Source organism: Cobetia sp. 1AS1 (genome assembly GCF_029846435.1).
GTDB classification, from domain to species: Bacteria; Pseudomonadota; Gammaproteobacteria; order Pseudomonadales; family Halomonadaceae; genus Cobetia; species Cobetia amphilecti.
Window position 1 is genome coordinate 98,827 of record NZ_JARWKU010000006.1, and the last position, 19,411, is coordinate 118,237.

General features: G+C 63.4%; 15 protein-coding genes. 11 read left to right on the forward strand and 4 right to left on the reverse strand.

Annotated elements, in window-relative coordinates; translation table 11 throughout:
- The first annotated feature begins 266 nt into the window (after positions 1-266).
- From QD280_RS11690 to QD280_RS11720, 7 genes are all read left to right on the forward strand, one after another.
- The gene (locus QD280_RS11690) at positions 267-1,862 is read left to right on the forward strand and encodes a CoA-acylating methylmalonate-semialdehyde dehydrogenase (protein WP_279839350.1); all 1,596 of its coding nucleotides are present in this window, start codon (positions 267-269) and stop codon (positions 1,860-1,862) included.
- A gap of 85 nt (positions 1,863-1,947) precedes the next feature.
- Positions 1,948-3,114 (forward strand): acyl-CoA dehydrogenase family protein, encoded by a 1,167-nt coding sequence (locus QD280_RS11695; protein ID WP_043331325.1) that lies wholly within the window; start codon positions 1,948-1,950, stop codon positions 3,112-3,114.
- 53 nt (positions 3,115-3,167) lie between these two features.
- Positions 3,168-3,986, forward strand: coding sequence for an enoyl-CoA hydratase (locus QD280_RS11700; RefSeq protein WP_279839352.1), 819 nt, complete (start codon positions 3,168-3,170; stop codon positions 3,984-3,986).
- Positions 3,983-5,167, forward strand: a complete 1,185-nt coding sequence (locus QD280_RS11705) for an enoyl-CoA hydratase/isomerase family protein (RefSeq protein WP_279839353.1) — start codon at positions 3,983-3,985, stop codon at positions 5,165-5,167. The genes QD280_RS11700 and QD280_RS11705 overlap by 4 nt, the downstream gene beginning before the upstream one ends.
- 85 nt (positions 5,168-5,252) lie before the next feature.
- Positions 5,253-6,167, forward strand: coding sequence for a 3-hydroxyisobutyrate dehydrogenase (mmsB, locus tag QD280_RS11710; protein WP_279839354.1), 915 nt, complete (start codon positions 5,253-5,255; stop codon positions 6,165-6,167).
- Between the two features lie 63 nt (positions 6,168-6,230).
- Positions 6,231-6,644, forward strand: a complete 414-nt coding sequence (locus QD280_RS11715; protein WP_107336265.1) for a rhodanese-like domain-containing protein — start codon at positions 6,231-6,233, stop codon at positions 6,642-6,644.
- Positions 6,645-6,764: 120 nt separating this feature from the next.
- Entirely contained in the window at positions 6,765-8,144 is a 1,380-nt protein-coding gene (locus tag QD280_RS11720) for an MATE family efflux transporter (RefSeq protein WP_279839355.1), read from the forward strand.
- A 183-nt stretch (positions 8,145-8,327) separates the two neighbouring features.
- Here the strand turns inward: QD280_RS11720 and QD280_RS11725 are convergent, their stop codons facing one another.
- The gene (locus tag QD280_RS11725; RefSeq protein ID WP_043331318.1) at positions 8,328-8,615 is read right to left on the reverse strand and encodes a pyrimidine/purine nucleoside phosphorylase; all 288 of its coding nucleotides are present in this window, start codon (positions 8,613-8,615) and stop codon (positions 8,328-8,330) included.
- A gap of 102 nt (positions 8,616-8,717) precedes the next feature.
- A complete protein-coding gene (locus QD280_RS11730) occupies positions 8,718-9,551 on the reverse strand; it encodes a pyruvate, water dikinase regulatory protein (RefSeq protein WP_043331317.1) in 834 nt (277 codons plus the stop codon).
- Positions 9,552-9,946: 395 nt separating this feature from the next.
- Between QD280_RS11730 and ppsA the strand changes: the two genes are divergently transcribed.
- Together ppsA and QD280_RS11740 are read left to right on the forward strand one after the other, a co-directional pair.
- On the forward strand, positions 9,947-12,334 hold the full coding sequence (ppsA, locus tag QD280_RS11735) for a phosphoenolpyruvate synthase (RefSeq protein ID WP_043331316.1): 2,388 nt from the start codon (positions 9,947-9,949) through the stop codon (positions 12,332-12,334).
- Positions 12,335-12,751: 417 nt separating this feature from the next.
- Positions 12,752-14,044, forward strand: coding sequence for a dicarboxylate/amino acid:cation symporter (locus tag QD280_RS11740; protein ID WP_279839356.1), 1,293 nt, complete (start codon positions 12,752-12,754; stop codon positions 14,042-14,044).
- A 91-nt stretch (positions 14,045-14,135) separates the two neighbouring features.
- Here the strand turns inward: QD280_RS11740 and rraA are convergent, their stop codons facing one another.
- Positions 14,136-14,636 carry a ribonuclease E activity regulator RraA gene (gene rraA / locus QD280_RS11745; RefSeq protein ID WP_043331314.1) on the reverse strand — a complete coding sequence of 167 codons (501 nt, stop codon included), beginning with the start codon at positions 14,634-14,636 and terminating at the stop codon, positions 14,136-14,138.
- Between the two features lie 470 nt (positions 14,637-15,106).
- On the opposite strand from rraA, the gene QD280_RS11750 reads away from it, so the two are divergent.
- Entirely contained in the window at positions 15,107-15,727 is a 621-nt protein-coding gene (locus QD280_RS11750) for a porin family protein (RefSeq protein ID WP_279839357.1), read from the forward strand.
- A gap of 159 nt (positions 15,728-15,886) precedes the next feature.
- Here the strand turns inward: QD280_RS11750 and acnB are convergent, their stop codons facing one another.
- Positions 15,887-18,490: a bifunctional aconitate hydratase 2/2-methylisocitrate dehydratase gene (acnB, locus tag QD280_RS11755; protein ID WP_131433129.1), complete on the reverse strand. Its 2,604-nt coding sequence runs from the start codon at positions 18,488-18,490 to the stop codon at positions 15,887-15,889.
- A 420-nt stretch (positions 18,491-18,910) separates the two neighbouring features.
- Here acnB and QD280_RS11760 point away from each other — a divergent pair, with 420 nt between their 5' ends.
- Entirely contained in the window at positions 18,911-19,405 is a 495-nt protein-coding gene (locus QD280_RS11760; protein ID WP_082388266.1) for a DUF1289 domain-containing protein, read from the forward strand.
- The last annotated feature ends 6 nt before the right edge of the window (positions 19,406-19,411 follow it).

Genomic DNA, 19,411 nt, shown 5'->3' on the forward strand with positions numbered 1-19,411 from the left:
CCTTGGCGCAGTGGGTGCCAGCGGCGTCTGGCCGTGAATTTTCTACAGATTAGCATTGTTTACGTTAACGTAAAGGGTAATAGTATTTGCAGCCAACCAAGCAGATGCTAGGTTGAATTAGATCACAGTCTCGGCTTGCCGTTTTCTGCAAGACGGCCTGGTTCTGCAGAACGTCTTCAGCTCTGCAAGGCGGCTCGCCTGACGACTTCGGCTCTGTTGACACACTGTCTTCCTCCCAATAACAACAGCCACAGGAATGCCACGCCATGTCTTCGACGTCTCTCACGCCCTCTACTGCCGCGCCCTCTACCGGTTCACTGGATTTGCTGTCACGCCTGCGCGCCGTGGTCGCCGGTGACAGCGCGCCGCTGGTGCTGCCTCAGCTGATCAATGGTCAGTTTGTCGAAAGTCGCGCCGATCAGCACCTGAGCGTCACCAACCCGGCCACCAACGGCGAGATCGCCCGCGTGCCCCTGTCACCGCTGAGTGAGCTGGATGAAGCGCTGGACCACGCCGAGCAGGCCTTCCAGGGCTGGCGCAACACGCCGGTGCCGACCCGTGCCCGCTTGATGCTCAGCTATCAGCATCTGCTCAAGCAGCATCATGACGAGCTGGCCGAGATCATCTCCCACGAGCTGGGCAAGACCTTCGAGGACGCCAAGGGCGATGTGTGGCGCGGCATCGAGGTGGTCGAGCACGCCGCCAACATTCCCAGCCTGCTGATGGGCGAGACGGTGGAGAACGTCGCCACCGGCATCGACAGCTATTCCGTGACCCAGTCGCTGGGAGTCTGCTTAGGCATCACGCCGTTCAACTTCCCCGCCATGATACCGCTGTGGATGTTCCCGCTGTCCATCGCCTGTGGCAATGCCTTCGTGCTCAAGCCGTCCGAGCAGGTGCCGCTGACCACGCTGCGGCTGGCGGAGCTGTTCATGGAAGCGGGTGCCCCCGAGGGCATCCTGACCGTGGTGCAGGGCGGGCGCGATCAGGTCAATCATCTGCTCGCCCACGAGATTCCGCGCACCGTCAGCTTCGTCGGCTCGGTACCGGTGGGTCAGCACATCTATCGCACCGCCACTGACAACCTCAAGCGCGCCCAGTGCTTCGCCGGGGCCAAGAACCACATGGTGATCATGCCGGACGCCCCGGCCGACCAGGTGGTCAATGCGCTGGTCGGTGCCAGTGTCGGCGCGGCGGGTCAGCGTTGCATGGCGATCTCGGTGGCGGTCTTCGTCGGTGATTCGAAGGCCTTGATCGAGCGCGTGCGCGACGCCCTGGCCGAGGTGCGCCCGGGCGCCTGGGATGACAAGGGCGCCAGCTACGGGCCGCTGATCTCGCCGCAGGCGCTGGAGCGCGTGACCGGCTGGATCCAGCAGGGCGAGCAGGAAGGCGCCGAGCTGCTGCTGGATGGTCGTCGTGTCTCGGTGGCGGGCTATCCCGACGGCAACTGGCTGGGGCCGTGTCTGTTCTCCAAGGTGACGCCGGAGATGGTGCTCTATCGCGAGGAAATCTTCGGGCCGGTGCTGTGCTGCATGGAGGCGGCGGACCTGTCCGAGGCCATCGAGCTGATCAACAACAACCCCTACGGCAACGGCACCTCCATCTTCACGCGCTCCGGCGGCGCGGCGCGGCGCTTCCAGAACGAGATCGCGGTCGGTCAGGTCGGCATCAACGTGCCGATTCCGGTGCCGCTGCCGTTCTTCTCCTTCACCGGCTGGCGCGGCAGCTTCTTCGGCGATCTGCATGCCTATGGCAAGCAGGCGGTGCGCTTCTATACCGAGACCAAGACGGTGACGGCGCGCTGGTTCGATGACGCGCCGGCCGAGGGCAATCAGCCCAACTTCTCGATCCAGATGCGCTGATGGCTCCTCAGATGCGCTGAGCCGCTTTGACAGGCCCGGGCGATAGACCCGGGCCGACAGAACAAGGACAACAGGAGGCAGCTGCATGAACTTTTCGCTGACCGATGACCAGCGTGCCCTCCAGGAGGGGGCGCGTGCCTTCGCGGATGCCGAGCTTGCCCCGCATGCCGCCGAGTGGGACGCCACGGCCCACTTCCCCATCGAGACACTTCGCAAGGCGGGCGAGGCCGGTTTCATGGGGCTTTACGTCCCCGAGGAGCACGGCGGCCTTGGCCTGCCACGCCTCGACAGCTCCATCATTCTCGAGCAGCTGGCGACCGGCTGCATCTCGACCACTGCCTACATCACCATCCACAACATGGTGGGCTGGATGATCGCCAGTTTCGCCACGGACAGCTGCCGTGAGCAGTGGGTGCCGGCGATGGTGGCGGGCGACAAGCTCGGCTCCTACTGCCTGACCGAGCCGGGCAGCGGCAGTGATGCCGCCAGCCTGCGTACCCGCGCCGAGCGCGAGGGCGACGACTACTATCTGAGTGGCTCCAAGATGTTCATCTCCGGTGCCGGCGCCACGGACGTGCTGGTGGTGATGGCGCGCACCGGCGAGCCGGACAGCGGCGCGGCGGGTATCTCGGCCTTCGTGGTGCCGGCTGACGCCGAGGGCATCAGCTACGGCAAGAAGGAAGACAAGATGGGTTGGAACAGCCAGCCGACCCGACTGGTGAGCTTCGATCGCGTGCGGGTTGCGGCGGCCAATCGTCTGGGCGAGGAGGGCGAGGGCTTCCGCTTCGCGATGAAGGCGCTGGATGGCGGACGCATCAACATCGCCACCTGTTCATTGGGCGCGGCCCAGAAGGCGCTGGAGCTGTCGCGGGATTATCTCGGCGAGCGCAAGCAGTTCGGGCGTGAGCTGGCCCAGTTCCAGGCCCTGCAGTTCAAGCTGGCCGACATGGCCACCGAACTGACCGCGGCGCGCACTCTGGTGCGGCTGGCGGCCTTCAAGCTCGATGAGGGCGACGCCGAGGCCAGCGCCCACTGTGCGATGGCCAAGCGCTTTGCCACCGACATGGGCTTCGAGGTCTGCAATCAGGCACTCCAGCTGCATGGCGGCTACGGTTATATCCGCGAGTACCCGTTGGAGCGGCTGGTGCGTGACACCCGTGTGCACCAGATTCTGGAAGGCACCAACGAGATCATGCGTCTGATCATCGCGCGCCGTCTTCTGACGCCGGGCATGATCGAGTCGCTGGCGTAACGCCGCCTCCACTTCAGTTCGTCATTGGTTACCATCTTTCAGGGAGTTACATGATGTCATCCAGTCAAGGGCCATGCCTCGTTCTCGAGAAGGATCGTCATATCGCCCGGGTCACCATCAACAACCCGCCGGCCAACACCTGGACGGAAGCGTCCTTGATCGAGCTGGAGCAGCTGCTCGACGAGCTGGAGGGCGATGGCAGCATAAGTGCCGTGGTGATCACCGGTGAGGGCGACAAGTTCTTCTCCGCCGGCGCCGATCTCAAGACCTTCGCCGATGGTGACAAGGGCGTCGCCGCCACCATGGCGCGTCGCTTCGGGCTGGCCTTCGAGCGGCTGGCCAACTTCCCGGGCGTGACGATCGCCGCCGTCAACGGCTACGCGATGGGCGGCGGGCTCGAGTGCGCGCTGGCCTGTGACATGCGTATCGTCGAACGGCAGGCCAGGCTGGCGCTGCCGGAGGCCAAGGTGGGGCTGTTGCCGTGTGCGGGCGGTACCCAGCACCTGCCGTGGCTGGTCGGCGAAGGCTGGGCCAAGCGCATGATCCTGTGTGGTGAACAGGTGGATGCCGAGACCGCCGGTCGCATCGGGCTGGCCGAAGAGGTGGTCGAGACCGGCCAGAGCTTCGAGCGCGCGCTGGCGATTGCCGAGAGCGTCGCCAACCAGAGCCCGAGTGCAGTGGCACGCTGCAAGGCGTTGATCATGTCGTCGCGCCATCGCGGCATGAGCGATGGCCTGCGCATGGAGCGCGAGCTGTTCGTCGAGCTGTTCGATGACCCCAACCAGAAGGAAGGCGTGAGCGCCTTCCTCGAGAAGCGCGCACCGCAGTGGGTCTCGCGTCAGGAAGAGGTGAAGGGAGGATGGCGCTCATGAGCCAGATAGAAAGTGTTACCGCCAAGGCCGCGACCGATGTCGAGGCGCCCGTGGTGTTCGAGACGCGGCGCGCCCGCGACGGCAAGCAGCTGGGAATCGTGCGCCTGAACGCGCCGCGTTCGCTGAATGCGCTGTCGCTGGCCATGATCGAGCGCATCGAGGCACAGCTGGATGCCTGGGAGCTGGACAGCAGCATCGCCATGGTGTGGCTGGAAGGCGCCGGCGAGCGTGCGCTGTGTGCCGGTGGCGATATCGTGGCGCTCTATCAGGCGATGACCACGGCGCCTGCCAGCGAAGGCGCAGACCCCCTCGAGGCGCTGGATGATTTCTTCGCCACCCGCTACTTCACCGCCGAATACCGGCTCGATCACCGCCTGCATACCTTCCCCAAGCCGCTGCTGGTGTGGGGTGGCGGCATCGTGATGGGCGGTGGCATGGGGCTGTTCGCCGGCGGCTGTGAGCGCGTGGTCACCGAGAGTTCCCGACTGGCAATGCCGGAAGTCAGCATCGGCCTGTATCCGGATGTGGGTGCCAGCTGGCTGCTCAATCGCCTGCCGCGTGGCATCGGAGAATATCTCGGCGCGACCGGTGCGCAGCTGAATGCCCGCGATGCGCTGGATCTTGGCCTTGCGACACGCCTGATTCCCGATGAGCAGCGCGAGGCGCTCAAGCAGGCGCTGTGCGAGGGAGAATTCGGCCGTCACCCGTCGCGTCATCTGAGCCAGGTGCTGAGCGAGTTCGAGCGTCGTGAACTGGCGCCGCCGGGGCAGGTGCTGCCGCTCTTCGATCATCTTCAGCAGCTGGTCGCCGGGCGTGAAGTGCAGCAGGCCTGTCAGCGAATCATCGATGACCCCCAGGCGCGCAGTGACTGCAATGCGTGGCTGAACGCCAACCGCGAGCGTCTGCTGGCCGGCTGCCCCAGTTCACCGCATCTGGTATTTCGCATGCTGGGGCGCCATCGCCACTCCTCGCTGGCGGAAGCCTTCCGCGACGAGCTGACCCTGTCGGTGCGCTGCTGCATGGGCACCGAGCTTGCCGAAGGGGTGCGCGCCCTGCTGATCGACAAGGACAAGCAGCCGCAGTGGGCCTATGCCTCGATCGCCCAGGTCTCCGAGGAATACATTGACGGCTTCTTCGCACCGCTGTGGGAAGAGGATGAGCATCCGCTGATGGACCTCTGAGCGCGCTTTTCAGCACCGGTGGCAGGCGCGGCCATGCCGCCGGACGCCAATGACAACAAGAATCTGTTCACAAGGAAGCATTGCCATGACATCCATCGGTTTCATCGGACTCGGCAACATGGGCGGTCCCATGGCGCTCAATCTGGTCAAGGCTGGCCATGCGGTAAGGGTCTTCGATCTGGTCGAGTCGGCCATGAACGATCTGGTCGAGGCGGGCGCCACCCGCGCGGCATCTCCCGGAGAGGTCGTCGAGGGTGTCGAGGTGTTGATCAGCATGCTGCCGGCCGGTCAGCACGTGCGAAAGCTCTATCTGGGTGACAAGGAGGACGGTGCGGGTGGCCTCCTGGCCACGCTCGACTCCTCGGTGCTGGTGATCGACGCCTCGACCATCGCGCCGGATGACGCCCGTCTGGTCGCGCGCCACGCCGCCGAGCGTGGCATCACCTTCATGGATGCCCCGGTGTCCGGCGGGGTCGGTGGCGCACGTGCCGGCACGCTGAGCTTCATCGTCGGCGGCGAGGCCGACGGCTATGCGCGTGCCGTGCCGCTGCTGGAAGTGATGGGCAAGAATCTGTTTCATGCCGGCCCGGCCGGCAGCGGTCAGGTCGCCAAGATCTGCAACAACATGCTGCTGGGCATCCTGATGAGCGGCACCGCCGAGGCGCTGGCGCTGGGGGTCAAGAACGGGTTGGACCCGGCCGTGCTCTCGGAGGTGATGAAGCAGTCGTCCGGCGGCAACTGGGCGCTCAACGTCTACAATCCCTGGCCCGGCGTGATGGAAGCCGCGCCGGCCTCCAATGACTATCAGGGCGGTTTTCTGGTTGATCTGATGACCAAGGATCTTGGCCTTGCCTGGGAGATGGCGCTGGGCTCGAAATCGGCGGTGCCAATGGGCTCCCAGGCGCGTAATCTTTTCGTCCAGCATGCAGCCCAGGGCGCAGGACGCCTCGATTTCTCGAGCATCCAGCGCTTCTATCGCTGTGGCGAGGCGGATGCGTGAGCTGTCACGCAGTGAGCCGCTGACATGCACCCCGAGGACAACATCATCTGCAAGGAGCACCCCATGATTCGACCGGTCAGTGAGCTGGTGGCCGCCGCCGAGACGGAGATCGAGACCCTGTCGCCCCGCGAGCTGCGCGAGGCGCTGGAAGAGGCCCGCGCCGGCGGCACGCCTCTGACGCTGGTGGACATCCGCGATGTGCGAGAGCTGGAGCGCGAAGGGCGTATCCCCGGCGCCATCCACGCGCCGCGCGGCATGCTGGAGTTCTGGGTCGACCCGGCCTCGCCCTATCACCGTGCCGACTTCGCGCGCGAGGGGCGCTATGTGCTGTTCTGTGCCGGCGGGCTACGCTCGGCACTGGCCACCAAGTCGCTCAAGGACATGGGTTTCGGGCCGGTGGCCCATCTGGGTGGCGGCTTCGCGGCCTGGCGTGAGGCGGGCGGAGAGGTCGTCTCGCCCTTCATGCAGGGCAACTGACGCAGCGCTGGGATCCTCGGCGCGATCCGGCGTTGCCCCTCACCTGACTCGCTGATGCTTTACACTGTTCGGCCCCGCTGGCGCCTCGCCGGTCGGGGTCGTTTTCTGTCCGGAGCCTGTATGTCTGACCCTGATACCCCTGCCACCCCCAAACGTGCCTCGTCTCGGCGTGGCACGCGCGATCTGGTGCGTGACCCGATCGCCTCGACGCTGGCGCGCATGACGGGGCCGGTGATCGGCGGCATCGTCACCATGATGCTGTTCAACCTGGTGGATGCCTGGTTCATCGCCCAGCTGGGCACGCCGGAGCTGGCGGCGGTGACCATGACCTTCCCGGTCACCTTCGGCGTGATCAGCATCGCCATCGGTCTGTCCATTGGCACCACCGCGGTGGTGGGGCGCCGGCTGGGGCGAGGTGAGCTCGAGACCGTCAAGGCGCGCACCACGGATTCCAGTCTGCTGGGGCTGCTGCTGGGGCTGGTGATGCTGGTGCTGGGGCTTGCCAGCATCGAGCCGCTGTTCGGGCTGCTGGGGGCCGATGACACCCTGATGCCGCATATCCGCGATTACATGCAGGTGTGGTATTTCGGCGCACCCTTCGTGTTGCTGCCGCGTGTGCTAGGCAGCGTGCTGCGCGCCGAGGGCAATACGCTGGTGCCCTCGCTGGTGATGGCGGCGGCGGGGGTGCTCAATGCGCTGCTCGACCCGCTGCTGATCTTCGGCATCGGTAGCTGGCAGGGCATGGGCGTGGCGGGCGCGGCGCTGGCCACGGTGCTGTCATGGCTGGCGATGACGCTGGGCTTGCTGGCATTGCCACTGCTGCGCGCGCGGCTCGATTTTCGTCACCTGAGCGTGACGCGGCTGGTGACGTCATGGCGTGAAGTCGGGGCGATCGGCCTGCCTGCCGCGCTGACCAGCGTGATGACGCCGATTGCCACCGCGCTGGTCACGCGTATCGTCAGTCAGCATGGGCACGCGGCGGTGGCGGCTTACGGTATCGGCTCACGCATCGAGTCGCTGGCGCTGATTCTGGTGCTGGCGCTGTCCATGACGCTGTCGCCCTTCATCAGCCAGAACGATGGTGCCGGGCAGCAGAAGCGTGTGTGGCGCGCCATCCACGGCGTGCTCGCCTTCATTCTCGTCTGGCAGCTGGTGGTCTGGTTGGGGCTCGGGCTGGGCGGTGAGTGGATCGCGGCGCGCTTCGCCGAGAGTCAGGAGGTCGCGGGGCTGGTCAGCACCTATCTGTGGCTGATACCCGCCGCCCTCGGGGCCCAGGGCGTGATCATTCTCGCCAATTCCAGCCTCAATGCGCTGCACAAGCCGCGCCGCGCGATGGTGCTCTCGCTGGTGCGCCTATTCGCCTTGCTGGTGCCGCTGGCCTGGCTGGGCGGCGCCCTGTATGGCGTGATCGGCATCTTCGCCGGGGTAGCGACAAGTTACCTGTTGATGGGCGGCATCAGTTATCTGGCGCTGCGTTCGGTACTCAGGCAGCGCGCCTGAGCCTGGTAGCGAGAGGACAGTCGTCGTGACGAAAAAAGCCGCCGTGGCCCGAGAGGGTACGGCGGCTTTTTCATGTCTGGCTTTCAGCGCCTTGGGCGGCTGTTTTCCAGTGCCTCAGGCGTCTTTTTCCCAGTGCCCCAGGCGGCTGTTTTCCAGTGCCTTAGGCGGCTGTTGCCCAGTGCCTTAGGCGTCTTCGTACTTGCACAGATAGGCGGATTCGACCGTGGTGCGTACCTCGAAGCTCTGGTTGGCTTCGACGATGAAGCTTTCACCGGCGGCGAGCTGATACCACTCTTCCGCGCCCGGCAGCAGTACCTGCATGTCGCCGCTGATCAGGGTCATGTATTCGCGTTGGCTGGTGGCGAACACGAATTCGCCGATGGCCATCACGCCGACCGTGGCAGGAAGGTCTGCGCTCTGGAAGGCGATGGAGGCCACCTGGCCGTCGAAGTAGTGGTTGGTGTTGAACATGGGAGGATTTCCTGGGTGAGTAGCGCTGTTGTTGTGGTCGATGTCTGTCGTCGTGGTCGACGTGTGTTGTTGTGTTCGACTTGTGATGATCTGGCGTCGGGGTCAGCGCGGTGAGAAGCGGCGTGCCAGGCCGGTCTCGGCGATCATGCGTGTCGAGATCTCTTCGATCGAGAAACGCGTGGTATCGATGTAGGGCACCTTGGAGCGGCGGAAGAGTGCCTCGGTCTGCTCGACTTCCTGCAGACACTGGTCGATCGAGCAGTAGCGGCTGTTGGGGCGACGCTCGGTGCGGATGGCGGCCAGACGGCGCGGGTCGATGGTCAGCCCGAACAGCTTGTGACGATATTGCGCCAGTGAGGCGGGCATCTTGAGGGTGCCGGACTCGTCCAGGTCATCCTCGGTCAGCGGGTAGTTGGCCGCGCGGATACCGAACTGCAGCGCCAGATACAGCGAGGTCGGCGTCTTGCCGCAGCGTGAGACGCCGATGAGGATGACGTCGGCCTTGTCGTATTGATGCGTGCGCGCGCCATCATCGTTGTCGAGGGCGAAATGCACGGAATCGATGCGATTCATGTAGACGTCGTCCTGCCCGATGGAGTGGGTCTTGCCGACGCTGTAGGACGAGTGGGTGTCCAGCTCCTCTTCCAGCGGCTTGAGGAAGGTCGAGAAGATGTCGACCTTGAAGCCGGAGGATTCGGAGATGATGTCGCGGATGTTCTGGTCGACGATGGTGTCGATGATGATCGGGCGCTCGCCGTCATTGGCATGCGCGCTCTCGATGGCCTTGACCAGTGCCGTCGCCTTTTCGGCCGAATCGATGTAGGGCTTGGTCACCATGCGGATGTCGGTATTCTCGAACTGGGCGAGCAGACTGCGCCCCAGTGTCTCGGCGGTGATGCCGGTGCCATCGGAAATGAAGAAGGCGGTTCGGGTCATGACGGGCACTCGTGAAGAACGAATCGAAGACACCAGCCCGCTCAGGCTGTTGCCCCGTGAAGACCCCAAGTGTCGGTGTTCACTGTCGAGCTTGCAATATCCGGCACAGGGCCAGTGGCGCGATATGAGAAATCCCGTGTTCCCGTTCTCTACAAAAGCGCCGCATGACTACATTCCTGTAGCGGCCGTTCCTGGCTTGTCGACATGTTCGCCGACGATGGCGACAGAACGTCTGAAACAGGCTCAGGGTTGTAGTCCTCCTCCACTGACTAGCCGGTTAGACCAATGGCTAATACTAGAGAGAGCTTGTTAGGGTGGCGTCATTGCTGAACGGAAGGCGGTTCATCGTCCTCCATCGGTCATTCGTTTCCATCCATTGGTACCAGGGGGTTCCCTTGTCACAGCAAGCCACATCCGAATACGTCGTCGATTTCGATCAGCTCGGCATGAACGATGTTGATCGCGTTGGCGGCAAGAACGCCTCGCTCGGTGAGATGATCTCCAATCTGGCCGATGCCGGTGTCACCGTGCCCGGCGGCTTTGCGACTACCTCCTATGCCTATCGCGAGTTTCTGGCCCACGAAGGCCTCGACAAGCGTATCAATGCCGCCCTCGATGCCCTCGATGTGGATGACGTGGTCGAACTGGCGCGCGTCGGTGCCGAGATTCGTCAGTGGATCATCGACACGCCGCTGCCGCCGGCCTTCGAGGCCGAGATGGAACGTGCCTATGCCGAGCTTCAGGCCAGGCACCCGAACCTGAAGGTCGCCGTGCGCTCCTCCGCTACCGCGGAAGACCTGCCGGATGCCTCCTTCGCCGGTCAGCAGGAAACCTTCCTCAACATCGAAGGCTTCGACAACATCAAGCGTGCGGTTCACGAGGTGTTCGCGTCACTGTTCAACGACCGCGCCATCTCCTACCGCGTGCACAAGGGCTTCGACCACTCATTGGTCGCGCTGTCTGCCGGCGTACAGAAGATGGTGCGCTCCGAGACGGCCGCTTCCGGCGTGATGTTCACCCTGGACACCGAATCCGGCTACCGCGACGCCGTCTTCGTCACCGGCTCCTGGGGCCTGGGCGAGACCGTGGTGCAGGGCGCGGTCAATCCTGACGAGTTCTACGTCCACAAGACCACGCTGGCCGCCGGCCGCCCGGCGGTACTGCGCCGCAACCTGGGCTCCAAGCTGATCAAGATGGTCTACACCGACGACACCAGTGCGGGTCGCTCCGTCGAGACCGTCGACGTGCCGGTGCCGGACCGCCACCGTTTCTGCATCAGCGATGCCGATGTCGAGGCACTGGCGCGCCAGGCCATGATCATCGAGAAGCACTACCAGCGTCCGATGGACATCGAATGGGCGCGTGATGGCGACGACGGCAAGCTCTACATCGTCCAGGCGCGTCCGGAAACGGTCGTCAGCCAGGAAGAGGGCGGCAACCTCGAGCGCTTCCAGCTGCGCGAGAAGGGCCGCACCCTGGTCACCGGGCGTGCCATCGGCCAGCGTATCGGCCAGGGTGCGGTGCGCGTGATCGACAACCCGGAGCAGATGGACAAGGTGCAGGTCGGCGACGTGCTGGTCACCGACATGACCGATCCGGACTGGGAGCCGGTCATGAAGCGCGCCTCCGCCATCGTCACCAACCGTGGCGGTCGTACCTGCCACGCGGCGATCATCGCGCGTGAGCTGGGCATTCCGGCCGTGGTCGGCTGTGGCGACGCGACCTCGGTGCTCGCCGAAGGCCGCGAAGTGACGGTCTCCTGCGCCGAAGGCGATACCGGTCATGTCTATGACGGTATCCTCAACTTCGATCGCACCGTCACCAGCGTCAACGAGATGCCGGAGATTCCGTTCAAGATCATGATGAACGTCGGCAACCCGGACCGCGCCTTCAGCTTCTCGCGTCTGCCGAATGCCGGTGTGGGCCTGGCGCGTCTCGAGTTCATCATCAACCGCATGATCGGCGTGCACCCCAAGGCGCTGCTCGACTACGCCACCCTGCCCATCGATCTGCAGCAGACCATCGATGCGCGCACCGCCGGCTACGCAAGCCCGGTCGACTTCTACGTCGACAAGCTGGTCGAGGGTATCTCCACCCTGGCGGCCGCCTTCCATCCGCAGAAGGTCATCGTGCGCATGTCGGACTTCAAGTCCAACGAGTACGAGAACCTGATCGGCGGCAAGATGTACGAGCCGGGCGAAGAGAACCCGATGCTGGGCTTCCGTGGCGCCTCGCGCTACGTGTCCGATACCTTCCGCGACTGCTTCGATCTGGAATGCCGTGCCCTCAAGCGCGTGCGTGACGAGATGGGGCTGACCAACGTCGAGATCATGGTGCCCTTCGTGCGTACCACCGGCGAGGCGGAGCAGGTCATCAAGCTGCTGGGCGAGAATGGTCTGGTGCGTGGCGAGAACGGCCTGCGCGTCATCATGATGTGCGAGCTACCGACCAACGCGCTGCTGGCGGATCAGTTCCTCGAGCACTTCGATGGCTTCTCCATCGGGTCCAACGACCTGACCCAGCTGACCCTGGGGCTGGATCGCGACTCCGGCATCGTCGCTCACCTCTTCGATGAGCGTAACCCGGCGGTCAAGCAGCTGATGTCGATGGCGATCCGTGCCTGCAAGGCGCAGGGCAAGTACGTCGGCATCTGTGGTCAGGGCCCGTCGGACCATCCGGAGCTGGCCAAGTGGCTGATGGAAGAGGGTATCGACAGCGTCTCCCTCAACCCGGATTCCGTGCTGGAAACCTGGTTCATGCTGGCGGACAAGGAGCTGGTGTAACCCAGACTTCCCAGGATGGTGACCTGACGCGCTGAGGCGCAGACGGTCGTTGTCACCCAGGGCGCCCATCGCACTCAATGTGCGGTGGGCGTTTTTCGTTTCGTGCCTGAAACCTGAATGATTGGTCAGTTCAGGCATTGGACCAATGGGGGAGAAAGCAGCACAAAGACGTCAGTTGGTAACAAATAGCAACAAAATGATCTCGATTGCGCGACTAAATGATTCTCTTTCTACCTTATGTAAAAAAGGCAGTCATTTATAATCCCAGCCACCCAGCTGACCACAATATCCATGGTGGCAATGAGTCCATGGTGACTATGAATTCATGGTGACTATGACGGCAGGCCTCACCGGTAGCCAGCACTGCGGTGGCACGCAACAACCGACCTTTCAGACACAATCCAAGGTAGTCGTAACGTGAAACAGTCTTTATGGAAAAACATCGGCGTCCAGGTAGTCATCGCCATGATCCTGGGTGCAGGTGTCGGGGCGTACATGGGCGAAGACGCCTCGATGTTCGCGCCACTGGGTGAGCTGTTCATTCACCTGATCAAGATGCTGGTCGTGCCGCTGATCGCGGTCTCCATCGTGTCGGGAGCCGCCAATCTGGGCGACAGCCCTTCTGCCGGCAAGATCGGCATCTCCACCTTCGCCTTCTTCATGCTGACCTCTGCCGTGGCCGTGATGCTGGCGCTGGTGATGGGGCATGTCTTCCAGCCGGGCAGCGGAGTGGACCTGGAAAGCGCCAAGGGCATGTTCTCCAATGCCTACGCTGACAAGGGCAGCGTGCCGGGCGTGATGGACACCATTCTGGGCATGGTGCCGACCAATATCTTCGGTGCACTCACCGATGCCAATATCCTGCAGATTCTGGTGTTCTGCCTGTTCCTCGGCATTGGCCTGTCCAAGACCGGTGAGCGTGGCAAGCCGCTGATCGAAGGCCTCAATACCGTCATCGAAGCCTTCGTGTGGATGATCAACGTGGTGATGCTGATCGCGCCGATCGGCGTCTTCGGCCTGATGGCGGACGCCGTCGGCACCTTCGGCTTCGATGTACTGACGCTGGTGATGAAGCTGTTCCTCGTCTACATGGGCGCCATCCTCATCTACGGTTTCGTGTTCTACCCGCTGGTGGTCAAGTTCGGCTCTGACGTGCCGCTGGGCCGCTTCATGTCCGCGATGAAGAAGCCGCAGGCCGTCGCGCTGTCCACGGCGTCCTCCATGGCGACCCTGCCGGTCAACATGGAAGTCTGCGAGAAGGAGCTGGGCCTCAAGAACGCCACCTCTGCCTTCGTGCTGCCGCTGGGCGCGACCATCAACATGAGCGGCAATGCCATCTATTACGGGCTGGTGGCGATGTTCTTCGCCCAGGTCTTCAATGTCGATCTCGGCTTCTCCGCCTACGCCGCCATCGTGTTCACCGCGACTCTGGGTGCCATCGGTCAGGCCGGTGTACCGGGGCCGTCGTTCCTGGTGGTTGCCGTGCTGCTGGCTGCCGGTATCCCCATCGAAGGTCTGCCGCTGCTGTTCGCGCTGGATCGTATCTTCGACATGACGCGCACCGCGCTCAACATCACCGGTGACGCTGCCTGCGCCGCCGTGGTGGACCGCTTCGCGCGTGCCGATGATGCGGCTGCGACCTCTCAGGCCGGTGCTCAAGCCGGTTCACAGACCGACTCATCCAACGCAGAGCCCGCCAGCACTCGCTGAGTCCGCGACTTTGAACGCGAAACGCCCCCGCAACCTGCCTGGTTGCGGGGGCGTTTTCATTGCGGCGTGCACCGCGGCGCGAGACGGGGGCTCAGGGGGTCGGCTGGGTACGGATCAGCGCTTCCTTGGCGGTGATGACGCCATTGTTGTCGGCGTAGAGATAGTCGCCCGGCACGATGGTGACGCCGGCGAAGGTGACCGGGATATCGCGCTGACCTTCGCCGCGCTTGATGCTGGGGCGCGGGTAGCAGCCCAGTGCCTGCACGCCGAGATTGGTGGCGTGGATTTCATCCACATCGCGGATGCAGCCATACATGATCACGCCGGCCCAGCCACTCTTGGCGGCCTGCTCGGCGAGCATGTCGCCCAGCATGGCGCAGCGCATCGAGCCGCCGGCATCGACGACCAGGACGCGGCCTGCGCCGGGCTCCGCGACGGCTTCCTTGACCAGCGAGTTGTCCTCGAAGCACTTGATGGTCACGACTTCGCCACCGAAGGACTCGACGCCGCCGTAGTTGATGAACAGTGGCTCGAGCACCTGCACGTCGGGGAACTCATCGCAGAGGTCGGGGGTGGAAATGGGGTGCGTCATGTCGGATTCCTTGTGCTGGGCGGCCGAGGCAGGCCGCTTGAGGGACGGAGCGCTTTGATTGCTGCAATGCCACAACTCCGAGAATGCCCGATACGCCAGGGCTTTGCATCTCTACCAAGGCCTGGCGGGCAATGCGACGCCAGCGGCTCGACAGGCTGGCTGGTGGGCAAGCGGACTGCTGGCTAGACGATTAGGTGGTCAGCCGGGCTGGTGATTAGACAAGCTGGTAGTCAGCCGGGCTGGTGATTAGCCGAGTTGGACGAAAAAGGGCAGCGGCAGACGAATGTTGCCGGCTTGCGACGTCACAAGTAGTCAAAACGCCACTCTTGAAACACTGTTCTATATCTACCACGATGCTCCTGCAACCCATGACAGGCGCGGTCTTGCCGTCAGTACCTGGCCGTCAGTACCTGGCCGTCAGTACCTGGCCGGCAGCTGCCTGTGCCGCCCATTGGATCAAGGAGCAATACATGAGCAAGTCACGTCTTCTGGCCGCCCCGTTGGCTACCGTTTCCTTCGCCGCTCTCGCTCTGGCGCTCAGTGGTCACGCTCAGGCGGCAGGCAATGCCAGCGAAGGGCTCTACATCGGCGCCGGTACCGGCTTCTCCAGCCTTGAGAACGATGATTCCGATGAGGCCGGTGACTTCATCGAATCCGGCAGCGATGACTTCGATGTGGATGATGACGACAACGTCTACAAGGCCTTCGTGGGCTATCAGTACAATCCGTACTTCGCCACTGAGGCCTTCTACACCGACCTGGGGACTGTCCAGCTCAAGGGCAATGACTTCAGCAATACCGAGCTCGAGTCCAAGGCCTACGGTGTCAACGTGGTGGGTATCCTGCCCATCGGTCAGTACTTCTCGCTGTTCGCCAAGGCGGGGATGGCCAAGTGGGAAACCGATGTCGATGGCAATCTGGGCAATTCCAGTGTCGATCTGAAGGACAACGACGGCTTTGATCCGGTCTATGGTGCCGGTGCACAGGTCAATCTGGACCCGTTCCTGGTCCGTGCCGAGTACGAGCGCTATGACTTCGACAGCGATTATCAGGTGGATGCCTTCACCGCCTCGGTCGGCTACAAGTTCTGAGGCAGGGCGCTTGCACCCACCGAGCTTGTCGCAGGCATGAAAAAACGGGCCGTCCCTTGAGGGGCGGCCCGTTTCATTGTCTGGCATGACGCCAGTTGGCATGACGCCAATGCTGCTGTCAGAGGGGAGTCATGCAGTGGCGCATGACTCCCCGCCTGATCAGGCTTCCTGGGTGACCGGAATCACGTTGGAAGCGGCGTTCTGGAACTCTTCGATCTCATGGAAGTTCAGGTAGCGATAGATCTCGCCCGCCATGGCATCGAATTCGCCCATGTAGCCCTGATATTCCTCGACGGTCGGCAGACGACCGACCACGGCCGCGATGGCCGCAAGCTCGGCAGAGGCCAGGAAGACGTTGGCGCCGTCGCCCAGACGGTTCGGGAAGTTGCGCGTGGAGGTGGATACCACGGTGGACTTGGCAGCCACACGTGCCTGGTTACCCATGCACAGTGAGCAGCCCGGCATTTCCATGCGCGCGCCGGCACGGCCGTAGATGCCGTAGTAGCCTTCCTCGGTCAGCTGGTGCTGGTCCATCTTGGTCGGCGGTGCCAGCCACAGCTTGGTCTTCAGGCTACCGGCCGGCTGCTTCTCGAGCAGCTTGCCTGCGGCGCGGAAGTGACCGATGTTGGTCATGCACGAGCCGATGAAGACTTCGTCGATCTTCTGACCGGCGACGTCGGACAGCAGACGGGCATCGTCAGGGTCGTTCGGCGCGCACAGCACCGGCTGATCGATCTCGGCGAGGTCGATCTCGATGATCTCGGCGTATTCGGCGTCCTTGTCGGCACGCATCTGGCTCGGGTTGGCCAGCCACTCTTCCATGCCCGCGATACGACGCTCGATGGTACGGGCATCGCCGTAACCGTTGGCGATCATCCACTTGAGCAGGGTGATGTTGGAGGTCAGGTACTCGGTCACGCTCTCGTCGGACAGCGTGATGGTACAACCGGCGGCGGAACGCTCGGCAGAGGCGTCGGAGAGCTCGAATGCCTGTTCGGCCGTCAGATCTTCCAGACCTTCGATTTCCAGAATGCGGCCAGAGAAGGCGTTCTTCTTGTTGGCCTTGTCGACGGTCAGCAGGCCCTGCTTGATGGCGTACAGCGGGATGGCGTGGACCAGGTCACGCAGGGTGATGCCCGGACGACGTTCGCCCTTGAAGCGCACCAGGATGGATTCCGGCATGTCCAGCGGCATCACGCCAGTGGCGGCGGCGAAGGCCACCAGGCCAGAACCCGCCGGGAAGGAGATGCCCATCGGGAAGCGGGTGTGGGAATCACCACCGGTGCCGACGGTGTCCGGCAGCAGCATGCGGTTCAGCCACGAGTGGATGATGCCGTCGCCCGGACGCAGGGAGACGCCGCCGCGGTTCATGATGAAGTCGGGCAGGGTGTGGTGAGTCTCGACATCGACCGGCTTCGGGTAGGCAGCGGTGTGGCAGAAGGACTGCATCACCAGGTCGGCCTGGAAGCCCAGACATGCCAGATCCTTCAGCTCGTCGCGGGTCATCGGGCCAGTGGTGTCCTGGGAGCCGACGGTGGTCATCTTCGGCTCGCAGTACATGCCCGGACGCACGCCTTCCAGGTTGCAGGCCTTGCCGACCATCTTCTGTGCGAGGGTGAAGCCCTTGCCGGTGTCCTTCGGCTGTTCCGGCAGGCGGAAGACGTCAGACGCCTCCAGACCCAGCTCGGTACGCGCCTTGTCGGTCAGACCGCGACCGATGATCAGCGGGATACGGCCGCCAGCACGCACTTCGTCCAGCAGGACCTGAGTCTTGAGGGAGAAGGTGGAGATGACTTCGTCGGTGTCGTGACGGCAGACCTTGCCTTCGTACGGGTAGATGTCGATGACATCTCCCATGGCCATCTTCTCGACGTCCATCTCGATGGGCAGGGCGCCGGCATCTTCCATGGTGTTGAAGAAGATCGGTGCGATCTTGTTGCCGATGCAGAAACCGCCGGCGCGCTTGTTGGGCACGAACGGGATGTCGTCGCCGAAGAACCACAGCACGGAGTTGGTGGCGGACTTGCGTGAGGAACCGGTACCGACCACGTCACCGACGTAGGCGACCGGGAAGCCCTTGGCCTTCACTTCCTCGATCTGGGCCAGCGGGCCGACGACGCCATCTTCCTGTGGGTTGATGCCTTCACGCGGGTTCTTGAGCATCGCGTTGGCGTGCAGCGGGATGTCCGGACGTGACCAGGCGTCAGGCGCCGGAGACAGGTCATCGGTATTGGTCTCGCCCGGCACCTTGAAGACAGCCAGTGAGATCTTCTCGGCCAGCGCCGGCTTGGACAGGAACCATTCGGCGTCGGCCCAGGATTGCAGCACGGCCTGGGCGACGGCGTTGCCGGCCTTGGCGCGGTCAGCGACATCGTGGAAGGCGTCGAACATCAGCAGGGTGTGCTTGAGCTGTTCGCCGGCTTCCTTGGCCAGGCTTTCGTCGTCCAGCAGCTCGACCAGCGTGGCGATGTTGTAGCCGCCCTGCATGGTGCCGAGCAGCTTGACGGCATGTGTCTTGTCGATCAGCGGAGAAGCGGCTTCGCCACGTACGATGGCGGTCAGGAAGCCAGCCTTAACGTAAGCGGCTTCATCAACGCCCGGGGGAATGCGATTGGTGAACAGATCGAGGATGAACTCTTCCTCACCGGCCTGCGGATTCTTGAGCAGTTCGACCAGCTCGGCGGTCTGCTCGGCAGTCAGCGGCTTTGCCGGGATGCCCTGCTGGGCGCGTTCTTCAACCTGTTGACGGTAGGCTTCAAGCACGTGGGAGACCCTCATCTGTAATCGTGTCGAAATGCGCGGGCCAGTCGTCTTGAAGACGCAGGGCGGGGCACCTCGAGGCTTCTTGCGGGTAATTCAAGCGTCTTATTGCGAGCGAATCAGGCGCTACGGGGCGAATGCGAGTCTACTCAACTTTGTCGACAATGTTAAGGAGCGCCCAGTGGCGGGGGCTGAGACTTTGGTCGCCTATTACGGCATAACATTCTGATATTTCATCTGATTGTCAGGAAATCACGCTGAGCAAACACTATGCGGCAACCCTGATGACGCGCTGATGACGCCCAGCGCGGTGCTGACGAGAGGCCCTTTGGGCACCGACGGCGCGATGCTGTCGGCTCTCAGGTACGCACGGTATGATGGGGGTTACCCCGAATCACACTTTCCGCCTCCCCCGAGGGCCACATGAGCCGTATTCTTTCTCCTTGCGTAGGTGTCTGCTCCACTACGGTCGGCGATAGCGTCTGTCGCGGCTGCCAGCGTCATGATCATGAGATCCTGGCCTGGTTCGGCTATGACAGTGACCAGCGCGCCGAGCGCATGCTGGCACTGGACGAGCTGCGCAGCCAGGTCGCCGCCCGCTGGCTGCGCGTCGCCGATGACGCCATGCTGGCCGAGCAGCTGACCCGCCATCGCATCCGTTTCCGTGCCGATCAGTCGGCGCTGTCACGCGCCGTTGAGCTGCTGCGCGTCGGGCGCACCCGCATCAAGGACCTGTCGGCATATGGCATCGCACCACTGGCCCATGCGCGAGAACTTGAGCCCGAACAGCTTTTTGCCCATATAAACGATGAAATCATGGTGGAAGCGGCAAAGCGTGCCGATAATGATATGAACTCCGTCGTTGAGGTGTCTCCTGTCAGTCAGCAGCAGACGCAAGCGAGCGAGACAAAAGACTGACGTGAC